This window comes from Propionivibrio sp. (assembly GCF_049316945.1).
Lineage (GTDB): Bacteria > Pseudomonadota > Gammaproteobacteria > Burkholderiales > Rhodocyclaceae > Propionivibrio.
Map to the genome: position 1 here is coordinate 1 of NZ_JBMOJE010000189.1, position 6888 is coordinate 6888.

Genomic DNA, 6888 nt, shown 5'->3' on the forward strand with positions numbered 1-6888 from the left:
GCTGTCCCCCAACAGTCGCTACCGCAAAATTCAAGCAAGTTTGCAGGAGGGACACCTATTTTCAGCCTGTATTCAAGTGTGCGACGATTTGTGGATCGAACAAGAACGGCGAAAGTTCTCGAAGTAATCCGCTGTCGCACGCAATGTTTTTTTAAATGAGAACTGTTGTTAATAGTGAGTGAGCACAGCACAGTTATTTCATGCTATTGATTACCCTCTTTTGTAATTGAACTGCACAGCCCGAGCGCTGCGACTGCTTCCGTACATTCACTGAATATCGGTCGATTCGGACGTGGTTTAACTTTTTCATCGATCGCCGGTGATGCGCGTACGGTTGTTGCGGTGCCAGCCCCGGACGGAGCAAGTGATAGTGTCTTCTCAACTACTTCAGTATTGGCCGCATGTTTTGGCGTTTTGTCTGCTGGTGCCGATGCGCTGGCGATAGGTGTGGTCACTGCAGAAGGTGTGAGGCTTCCTGAAACGGGTTCGTTGAACACGCTTGGAGCTAGTGGCTTGATGTCCTGATTCTCCGAGAGTTGGGCAAATTGCTCCTTATAATAATAAAGTGACATGGCAATCGCCGAGTAAATAGAAACAGCAATGGCCACGAGTAATAACGTTGACATTGAAACGCGCCAAATTCGTCGAGAACCAGTCGTTGCCGAGTCACCTTCGGATGTGACCGTTTCATCATCCTGATGCGGAACAGCGTACAAATGATCAATATCATGGTTTTGGAGCGAAGCCTCTACTGTTGCCAAGGCAACTTCCCGGTCAGAAATTGCCCGGTCTTCGCGCGGCAATCCTTGGCTAAATCCGCTGAGCAACTGCGCAGCAGACTCGGGCAATGAGGTGTGATCCTTTGGCATGCGGGAATTGTTCAAATCTGGATCTGAAACCTGAGTATCGAGGATCGCTGAAGCGGAGTTAACATTGTGTGTCGCAAATTTGGCCCCGTCTTCATACCCACCAAGCCCGGTCGCGAGTTTTGGTATTTCAGGGAGAGTTAATTCCGCGTTGCATTTGTAACAGTTTGTTGCTGTTCGCTTTTCAATCGCACCACAATTGTCACAAGGCCGCAGGTGCAACTGTGAACCACACTTATTGCAGAAACTTGCATCAGCCGGATTGAGGTGGTTGCAGAAAAGACACTGCAGAACTTGGGGCGATGACATCTTGAGGAGGTGTCCTTAGTGTTGTAGTTGAACTTGCATCAAGGTTTGCGAAAATAGTAGTCAGCACTCAGACGGGAGCGATAAATGGGCCAAGGTCGAATTAGTTAAATGGAATTATAATCAATTCGCGTTGAAAAACAGCAGAGGACAACTTGAAACCTACCGTTTACATTGAAACTTCGATCATCAGCTATTTGACTGCACGTCAAAGCAATGACTTGCGCTAAATGGCCAATAAAAGTTCCACCATTGAATGGTGGGAAGCTCAAAAGCCAAAATACGAGTTGGTCGTTTCTGAGTTTGTCATTGCAGAGGCAGGCTTTGGAGATCCAGATGCAGCCGAGCGACGCCTTGCAGCCATCGAAGACGTCATGGAGCTACAAGCAACTGAGGCAGTTCGTGCGCTGGGTCGAGAACTCATCTCTCGTAATGCTTTGCCAGAAAAAGCAGAAATTGATGCCTACCATGTTGCAATCGCCGCAGTGAACGGCATCGAGTATCTACTGACTTGGAACTGCACCCACATAGCCAATGCAATCACACGGCCAAAAATCGAGGCCACATGCAGATCGCTTGGCTACGAACCGCCTATTATTTGCACACCCGACGAACTGATGGAGACCAAGTCCAAGTCCATGTGGAAAGACCCAATCGTTACAGAGACGCGCCAACTGAGAGAACAATACGCGAGCCAGTTCGCACACAACGCTGATGCCATCTTTCAAGACATTTTGCGCAGGCAGAGCATGCCGGGGAAAAAGCTCGTTTCATTCCAACCACGCAAGCCTGTTTTAGTCCCCATTGCAGCCCAACCCGGCAGTCGAGAGGACACGCCGCGATAAAGCCGTAAATAGAAGCCGAAATAATATTGAACAACAGGGGACACGGTTTCCCGGTTTTCAGAGCAGAAAAACAGAAAACCGTGGTCCCCGGTTTTCTGCCCGGTTTTCCGGATGTAGTTATGGTGTTGCTTTTATTCTTAAAGTGGTTACTATAACCACCGTAAACAGCAAACAAATCATCAAGCAACTCGAAGCCGATGGCTGGTTTCTGGTGCGAGTCAAAGGCTCGCATCACCAGTTCAAGCATTCGGCCAAGCCGGGCTTGGTGACGGTCAAGCACCCTGACAGCGACATTCCCGCCGGTACGCTGAACAGCATCAAGAAGCTGGCGGGTTGGAAATAGGAGAAGATCATGCGTTTTCCCGTGGTGTTGCATTCTGATGATGGTGTCCGTTTCGGCGTGACGGTGCCCGATCTTCCCGGCTGCTTCTCGTCGGGCGATACCTTTGACGCGGCGCTGGATTCCGTGCTTGAGGCCATTGACCTGCATCTTGAAGGGATGGTCGAGGACGGCGGTGATGTGCCGGTTCCCAAGGCCATTGCCGAGCATCGGGAGAATCCCGACTTTGCCGATGGTGTGTGGGCGGCGGTTGAGGTGGATGTGTTCCGCTTCGAGGGGCGCGCCGAGAAGATCAACATCACCTTGCCGCGCCGCTTGCTGGCGAAGATCGATACCTACGCCAAAGCTCATGGCGAGTCGCGCTCTGGCTTTCTGGCCAAGGCCGCCCGGTCGGCTATGCGGTAGGTTGCTTGCGCTCATCTTCAACGTCCTCTGTTACATCAGTCGTGGGCTAACCCATCATTCCAAGGGACGCGCCGCGATAAAGCCGTGTCGCTCCCCTCACTTTCACGTTGGGCACCTACAGTCACGAACTCGTCATTGACAATATGTAGCCATGTGGCTACAGTCATCTCATGATTGAAATACGAAGAACTGATCTTTTCGCGCATTGGCTTGATGAACTCGGCGACATCCAAGCGAGAGCTCGTGTCCAGGTCAGGATTGAGCGGCTCGCCGCCGGAAACTCCGGTGATGCCGAGCCAGTTGGCGAGGGCGTCTCCGAGTTGCGGATCAATTACGGTCCCGGTTATCGGGTGTATTTCAAACAGAGTGGGCGTGAGTTGATTATTCTCCTGGCCGGAGGAGATAAACGAACTCAAACCAAGGACATAAAAACAGCCTTGCGTCTCGCTCGCGATCTTTAGTCTCTTATCAGGAGTAACCGCTATGACTAAAACTACAACCACCCGCTACGACGTTGCCGAACATCTCCGAACACAAGAGGAAATGGCCGCCTATCTTGAAGCTTGCCTTGAAGAAGCCAACGGCGACGCCAGCTTTATTGCCAAGGCTCTTGGCGACATCGCCCGCGCCAAAGGAATGTCTCAAGTTGCTCGGGATGCAGGGCTGTCGCGCGAAAGTCTTTACAAGGCTCTTTCGGGAGAGCGCAGCCCCGGCTTCGATACTATTTTGAAAGTCATTGGAGCACTCGGGCTGAAATTGCATGCTCAAACCAATCAACCTTGAACAAGTTGCCCAACCGAAAAAAAGTGCTCAGCATCGAAATGGATTCTGAAAGCACCTCTTTCCTGTAACACACAAACCCCGCCACTACCTGCCACGTAACCCGCGTCAACTGGCGATCTACAGACTGCATGGCGCGGGAGGCTCATGAACACTGGCTTTCAAGCCAGGTACTACCGAGATGCCCGTCCTGATTGCCTTGCAGGCCAGTCATCCAGATAAATCGCTCCATAGTGCCAAGGTCGATTTGATTTCAGGATTTGATTCGGTAGCGTAGAAGACAGGCTTCCGCCTGCCCTGCCTCATCAAACCGCGCATACGTTATTAACGCTCACGGATTACGGAAATGTAATCTTCCGGTCAGCTTCCTGTCGGGAACCCGTCTCCATACTGATTTTCAGCAAATCAAGGAGACGTTGCCATGAAGCGAGAACATTCATCGTTTGCAAGCATTCGGATGCCCGGTTCAACTGGCGTGTGTGCCAGGCTCTGCTTTCGACCGGTGAAGCCATGAAACGCCTCCTTGGAGTCGCCCTCGCCAGCTTGACCCTCCTTCTCCCGGCTTTCGCCCTGGCCGCCAGCGATCATGACGCCCATGCCGGGCATCTGGCTCAGAGCAATAAAACCAGTGAATCGCCGATGAGCGAAGGCATCGTCAGGAAAGTGGATAAAGCCGCTGCAAAGGTGACCGTCACGCACGGCCCGCTGGCGAATCTGGGCATGCCGGCGATGACCATGGTTTTCAGGGTCAAGGACGCCGCATGGCTCGACCGGATGCAGACCGGCAGCAATATCCGTTTCCAGGCCGACAGCATCAATGGCGCTTTGACCATCGTTCGCTTTGAACTGGCGCCATGAACCTGGCTCCCCGCGCTGCCCGGATTCTCGCCCTGCTCCTGGTTCTCGGTCTGCAGGCGCCGTTGCAGGCACAGGAAAACACCCTGGGCCGAAGCGTCGACAGCCTGCTCGAATACGCCAAAGACAAGAATCCGGAATACGCGACCATGCGCTACGAGGCCGAGGCGGCCGACGAGCGGGTGACGCCGGCCGGTGCGTTGCCCGATCCTAAATTCAGGACCGAACTGCGTGACATCACGCGCACGGGCGAGCAAAGCGCGACACTCTCGCCAAGCCGCGTCGGCAGCACCAAATATCTGTTGATGCAGGATCTGCCGTGGTTTGGCAAACGCGGGCTGAAGCAGGAGATCGCCGAACTGGAAGCCGAGGGCGCGCAAGGGCGTGCACGCGGCACCTGGGCCGACCTTGCCGCGCGCATCAAATCGGCGCATGCCCAGCTTTACTACGTGCATCGCAACGAACAACTGGCGCGCGAGATTCTTGACCTGATGCTGCGCCTGGAGAAGATTGCTCAGGTTCGCTATGCAGGCGGACTGGCCGCCCAGCAGGACGTGATCCGGGCGCAGGTCGAGCAAACCGGCATGCGCAATGAACTGATCGTGCTGGAAAACGAACGCAGCCAGCTGCGGGCGAGGATGAATGCCCTGCTGGCCCGCCCGGCCGGGGCAAAACTTGCCGAACCCGACCTGCTGCGCCCGCTCCCGACACCGGCAAAGCTCGACTATGAGGCGCTGGAAGAGCGCGTTCGGGCGCGCAACCCGCAGATATTTGTCGAGGAAGCACGCATCAAGTCTGCCGAAAAGAGCCGTGATTTGACTTACAAAAATCGCTACCCGGATTTCACCTTCGGCGCGGGTCCGATCCAGTATCAAAGCGCCGTCAAGGAGTGGGAAGTGATGCTGGAACTGAATATCCCGCTGCAGCAATCCTCGCGCCGCGCCCAGGAACGCGAGTCGGAAGCCATGCTGTCGGCGGCCAGGTCGCGCAAGGAAGCGGCATCGAACCAGGTGCTCGCCTCACTCTCGGAGAATCTTTCCGCGATCGAGGCGGCAAGGCGTAGCGAGATGCTGGCGACCACCAGCCTGCTGCCCCAGGCCGAACTGACGTTCAGGGCCGCGCTGGCCGGATACGAGAATGGAAAGGTCGATTTCGCCACGCTGATCGAAGCCCAGCGGCAAATTCGCCAAGGAAAACAGAACCAGATCAAGGCGCAGGTTGAAGCGCAAATCCGCCTCGCCGAGATCGAAAAGCTGTTGGGGGAAGACTTATGACAAGGGGCAGCGGAATGGCCATGGTCGCGGTTGCCGTGATTGCGGCTGGCAGCGGCTACTGGTTGGGTCACCAACAGGGGGATGGCGGTGCAGCGGTGACCTCCAGCGCCGCCAACGCTTCCGGCGAGTCCGGTAAAAAGGTTCGCAAACTCCTTCACTACCGCAATCCGATGGGCTTGCCCGACACCTCGCCAACGCCCAAGAAAGACCCGATGGGCATGGACTACATCGCGGTTTATGAGGGTGAAGACGAAGGTGAGCCAGCGTCAGCCAACCAGATCAAGATCAGTACTGAAAAAATCCAGAAACTCGGCGTTCGTACCGAAGCGGCCCAACTGCGCAGCCTGGACAAGACGGTGCGCGCTGCAGGCCGCATCGAGCCTGACGAACGAAGAATCTATGCCATTTCACCGAAGTTTGAAGGCTACGTCGAACGCCTGCACGTCAATGTCACCGGCCAGCCGGTCAGCAAGGGCCAAGCCCTGTTCGAGGTTTACAGCCCGGAACTGGTTTCCGCCCAGCGCGAATACGCCATCGCCGCAGAAGGCGTGGAAGCGCTCAAGGAGGCCGGCGGCCAGGCGCAGACGGGGATGCAGCAACTGGCCGAGGCCAGCCTGCAACGCCTGAAGAACTGGGACATTTCGGAAGAGCAGGTGAAGGCGCTGAGCAAATCCGGTGCGGCGAAAAGAACCCTGACCTTCCGCTCACCTGTGTCCGGCATCGTCACCGAGAAAAAGGCCATTCAGGGCATGCGCTTCATGCCCGGCGAGGCACTTTATCAGGTAGCCGACCTGTCCTCGGTCTGGGTTGTCGCCGACGTCTTCGAGCAGGATATCGGGCTGATCAAGCTGGGTGCCCTGGCGAAAGTCCGCATCAATGCCTACCCGGACAAACAATTCGAAGGCAAGGTCAGCTATGTCTATCCAACGCTGAATGCGACAACCCGCACCGTGCCGGTTCGCGTTGAACTGGCCAACCCGGGACTGTTGTTGAAGCCGGCCATGTTTGCACAGCTGGAATTACCAGTATCGGCAAAAAATGCCGTCGTTACGGTGCCGATTTCGGCAGTAATCGACAGCGGAACCCGTCAGATCGTCCTCGTACAACTGGTCGAAGGCCGCTTCGAGCCGCGCGAGGTCAAGCTGGGTGCCCGCAGCGAGAACCATGTTCAGAGAACCTGATCTCTACCAAACAGTTCCCTGCCTTTTTTTTCCAAT

The 6888-nt window shown here is 55.2% G+C and carries 9 protein-coding genes; 8 read left to right on the plus strand and 1 reads right to left on the minus strand.

The window, feature by feature from the left end; genetic code table 11:
* Nucleotides 1-203 precede the first annotated feature (203 nt).
* On the minus strand, nt 204-1175 hold the full coding sequence (locus ACOYNV_RS24610; protein WP_422902450.1) for a zinc ribbon domain-containing protein: 972 nt from the start codon (nt 1173-1175) through the stop codon (nt 204-206).
* Nucleotides 1176-1402: 227 nt separating this feature from the next.
* Between ACOYNV_RS24610 and ACOYNV_RS24615 the strand changes: the two genes are divergently transcribed.
* From ACOYNV_RS24615 to ACOYNV_RS24650, 8 genes are all read left to right on the plus strand, one after another.
* Nucleotides 1403-2017 (plus strand): type II toxin-antitoxin system VapC family toxin, encoded by a 615-nt coding sequence (locus ACOYNV_RS24615; protein WP_422902451.1) that lies wholly within the window; start codon nt 1403-1405, stop codon nt 2015-2017.
* Between the two features lie 142 nt (nt 2018-2159).
* Nucleotides 2160-2360, plus strand: a complete 201-nt coding sequence (locus ACOYNV_RS24620) for a type II toxin-antitoxin system HicA family toxin (RefSeq protein ID WP_422902452.1) — start codon at nt 2160-2162, stop codon at nt 2358-2360.
* A 9-nt stretch (nt 2361-2369) separates the two neighbouring features.
* Complete coding sequence (locus tag ACOYNV_RS24625; protein WP_422902453.1) at nt 2370-2762, plus strand: type II toxin-antitoxin system HicB family antitoxin; 393 nt, start codon at nt 2370-2372, stop codon at nt 2760-2762.
* Nucleotides 2763-2932: 170 nt separating this feature from the next.
* Complete coding sequence (locus tag ACOYNV_RS24630; RefSeq protein ID WP_422902454.1) at nt 2933-3223, plus strand: type II toxin-antitoxin system RelE/ParE family toxin; 291 nt, start codon at nt 2933-2935, stop codon at nt 3221-3223.
* Between the two features lie 22 nt (nt 3224-3245).
* Nucleotides 3246-3545 (plus strand): addiction module antidote protein, encoded by a 300-nt coding sequence (locus tag ACOYNV_RS24635; protein WP_422902455.1) that lies wholly within the window; start codon nt 3246-3248, stop codon nt 3543-3545.
* Nucleotides 3546-4052: 507 nt separating this feature from the next.
* Entirely contained in the window at nt 4053-4400 is a 348-nt protein-coding gene (locus ACOYNV_RS24640; RefSeq protein WP_422902456.1) for a copper-binding protein, read from the plus strand.
* On the plus strand, nt 4397-5671 hold the full coding sequence (locus ACOYNV_RS24645) for a TolC family protein (protein ID WP_422902457.1): 1275 nt from the start codon (nt 4397-4399) through the stop codon (nt 5669-5671). The genes ACOYNV_RS24640 and ACOYNV_RS24645 overlap by 4 nt, the downstream gene beginning before the upstream one ends.
* A 14-nt stretch (nt 5672-5685) precedes the next feature.
* Nucleotides 5686-6852, plus strand: a complete 1167-nt coding sequence (locus tag ACOYNV_RS24650; RefSeq protein WP_422902458.1) for an efflux RND transporter periplasmic adaptor subunit — start codon at nt 5686-5688, stop codon at nt 6850-6852.
* Nucleotides 6853-6888 lie beyond the last annotated feature (36 nt).

Bases quoted from the DNA above. Each gene is read 5' to 3' on its own strand.
- ACOYNV_RS24610 (WP_422902450.1), bottom strand. From the start codon at position 1,175: ATGTCATCGCCCCAAGTTCTGCAGTGTCTTTTCTGCAACCACCTCAAT.
- ACOYNV_RS24615 (WP_422902451.1), top strand. From the start codon at position 1,403: ATGGCCAATAAAAGTTCCACCATTGAATGGTGGGAAGCTCAAAAGCCA.
- ACOYNV_RS24625 (WP_422902453.1), top strand. From the start codon at position 2,370: ATGCGTTTTCCCGTGGTGTTGCATTCTGATGATGGTGTCCGTTTCGGC.
- ACOYNV_RS24630 (WP_422902454.1), top strand. From the start codon at position 2,933: ATGATTGAAATACGAAGAACTGATCTTTTCGCGCATTGGCTTGATGAA.
- ACOYNV_RS24635 (WP_422902455.1), top strand. From the start codon at position 3,246: ATGACTAAAACTACAACCACCCGCTACGACGTTGCCGAACATCTCCGA.
- ACOYNV_RS24640 (WP_422902456.1), top strand. From the start codon at position 4,053: ATGAAACGCCTCCTTGGAGTCGCCCTCGCCAGCTTGACCCTCCTTCTC.
- ACOYNV_RS24645 (WP_422902457.1), top strand. From the start codon at position 4,397: ATGAACCTGGCTCCCCGCGCTGCCCGGATTCTCGCCCTGCTCCTGGTT.
- ACOYNV_RS24650 (WP_422902458.1), top strand. From the start codon at position 5,686: ATGGCCATGGTCGCGGTTGCCGTGATTGCGGCTGGCAGCGGCTACTGG.